Here is a 2,039-nt window from a genome sequence, read left to right on the forward strand (position 1 = left end):
GTCACGGCCCTCCCCCGCACCCGCTCCACGACCTGCCGCAGGTGCTCGGGCGTGGTGCCGCAGCAGCCACCGACCAGCGACAGCCCGTACTCCCGCACGAAGGTCTCCTGCGCGTCCGCCAGCTCCGCGGCCGACAGCGGGTAATGCGCGCCCTGCTTGGTCAGGACCGGGAGGCCCGCGTTCGGCATGCACGACAACGGGATACGGGCATTGCGCGCCAGATAGCGCAGGTGCTCACTCATCTCCGCCGGACCCGTCGCGCAGTTCAGGCCGATCATGTCGATGCCGAGCGGCTCCAACGCCGTCAACGCCGCACCGATCTCCGAACCCAACAGCATCGCGCCGGCCGTTTCGACGGTGACCTGCACGATCAGCGGCAGGTCCTCCCTCCCGCACCAGTCCAGTGCCCGGCGGGCGCCGATGACGGCGGCCTTCGTCTGGAGCAGGTCCTGGGAGGTTTCCACGAGGAGGGCGTCCGCGCCGCCGTGGATGAGTCCTTCGGCGTTCTGCTGGTAGGCCTCGCGCAGCGGTTCGTACCCGACGTGGCCGAGGGTGGGCAGCTTGGTGCCCGGACCCATGGAGCCGAGGACCCAGCGGTGCCGGCCGTCCTGTGCGGTGAAGGCGTCGGCGGATGCGCGGGCGATGCGGGCGCCGGCCTCGGCGAGTTCGTAGAGGCGTTCCTCCACCCCGTACTCGGCGAGCGCGGCCAGGTTCGTGCCGAAGGTGTTCGTCTCCACGCAGTCGACACCGACCGCGAAGTACGCGTCGTGCACGGACCGCACGATGTCGGGTCGGGTGACGTTGAGGATCTCGTTGCACCCCTCCAGGCCGAGGAAGTCGTCCATCGTCGGGTCGGCGTCCTGGAGCATCGTGCCCATCGCGCCGTCGGCGACGACCACGCGTGTCGCGAACTCGGTCCGCAAGGACGGTCTCATCCCAGCCCCCTCAGGTGTGCGGAGAGTTCCGTGCGGCTCTCCGGGCCGTAGGCGGTACGGAGCCGGTCCAGGAGTGGCTCCCGGGGCAGGTGGTACTCCTGGGTGCCGGTGTGGTCGAGTACGGTCGCCGCCACCGCGCAGCCCAGCTGGGCGGCGTACCGCTCGGGGACGCCCCACGCCGTTCCGGCGAGGAAGCCGGCCCGGAAGGCGTCCCCGACGCCGGTGGGGTCGACGACCTCGGCGACTTCGACCGCCGGTACGGTCAGCGTCGGCCGGTCGACGGCCCGGATGCGTACGCCGGCCTCGCCGTGGGTGGTGACCCACGAGCCGACCCGCCCGAGGACCTGCTCCTCGGTGAGTCCGGCCCGCTCGCAGAGCAGCGCGGACTCGTACTCGTTGGTGAACAGTCGGAGCGCGCCGTCGATCAGTTCTCGCACTTCGTCCCGGGTCAGCCGGGCCAGTTGCTGCGAGGGGTCGGCGGCGAACGCGATGCCGAGCGTGCGGCAGTTCGCGGTGTGGCGGAGCATGGCTTCGGGGTCGTCCGGTGAGACGAGTACCAGGTCGGGGCGTCCGTAGCGGGCGATGACCTCCCGCAGGTCGATCTCGCGGGCCTCGGCCATGGCGCCCGCGTAAAAGGTCGCGATCTGGTTCTGCTCCCGGTCGGTGGTGCAGACGAAGCGGGCGGTGTGCCGGGTTCCGCTGACGTGCACGGCGTCGGTGTCGACTCCGTGGTCCTTGAGCCACACCCGGTACGGCTCGAAGTCCGCTCCGACCGCGCCCACCAGCAGCGGGTGCAGGCCCAGTACGCCCAGTCCGAACGCGATGTTCGCCGCCACCCCGCCCCGTCGCACATCCAGGCTGTCGGCGAGGAACGACAGGGAGACCCGGTCCAGCCGGTCCGCGAGCAGCTGCTCCGCGAACCGGCCGGGGAAGGTCATCAGATGATCGGTCGCGATGGATCCCGTGACAGCGATGCGCATGTCAGATCCCGGTGGCGGTGCGCAGGGCGTCGACGCGGTCGGTGCGTTCCCAGGTGAAGTCGGGGAGTTCGCGGCCGAAGTGGCCGTAGGCGGCGGTCTGCGCGTAGATCGGGCGCAGCAGGTC

At 71.0% G+C, this 2,039-nt stretch carries 2 protein-coding genes and 1 pseudogene; all 3 read right to left on the reverse strand.

The annotated features are described in order from the left end of the window. Positions 1 to 935 (reverse strand): homocysteine S-methyltransferase family protein (locus NOD94_RS40930; RefSeq protein ID WP_281211322.1); only part of this gene is annotated, 935 nt, incomplete at its 3' end. Continuing rightward, positions 932 to 1,915, reverse strand: a complete 984-nt coding sequence (locus NOD94_RS40935) for a carbohydrate kinase family protein (protein ID WP_281211323.1) — start codon at positions 1,913 to 1,915, stop codon at positions 932 to 934. The genes NOD94_RS40930 and NOD94_RS40935, both read right to left, overlap by 4 nt. A gap of 1 nt (position 1,916) precedes the next feature. Beyond that, positions 1,917 to 2,039 (reverse strand): annotated as a pseudogene (locus NOD94_RS40940) (methionine adenosyltransferase domain-containing protein); the annotation flags it as partial.

This window comes from Streptomyces sp. Isolate_45 (genome assembly GCF_024721315.2).
Taxonomy (GTDB): domain Bacteria; phylum Actinomycetota; class Actinomycetes; order Streptomycetales; family Streptomycetaceae; genus Streptomyces.

Excerpts from the sequence above, each read along its gene's own strand:
- NOD94_RS40935 (WP_281211323.1), bottom strand. The coding sequence starts at position 1,915 with ATGCGCATCGCTGTCACGGGATCCATCGCGACCGATCATCTGATGACC.